The following is a 332-nucleotide window of genomic DNA, read 5'->3' on the forward strand; positions in this document are numbered from 1 at the left end:
CGCATCCGCAGAAACGCCGTGCTGATGGGCGAAGTCCAGGGGCAGGGTTATGTCGGCCAGGCGCTCGACATCGCCGATGTGCTGGCCGTCGCGTATTTCGGCGCGATGCGCTATCGCCCTGACGATCCCGAGTGGGAAGGGCGCGACCGCTTCCTGCTGTCGAACGGCCACTATGCGATCGCGCTGTACGCTGCGCTGTTCGAAGCCGGCATCCTGCCGGCCGAGGAGCTCGAAACCTACGGCAGCGACGACAGTCGTTTGCCGATGTCGGGGATGGCGAGCTACACGCCCGGCATGGAGATGTCCGGCGGTTCGCTCGGCCAGGGCCTGAC

1 pseudogene is annotated in these 332 nt (G+C 66.6%); it reads left to right on the forward strand.

The annotated features are described in order from the left end of the window. A pseudogene (locus tag DID98_RS35605) lies at window positions 1-332 on the forward strand (transketolase); the annotation flags it as partial.

The sequence above is a fragment of the Burkholderia sp. Bp8984 genome, from assembly GCF_003853755.1.
Lineage (GTDB): Bacteria > Pseudomonadota > Gammaproteobacteria > Burkholderiales > Burkholderiaceae > Burkholderia.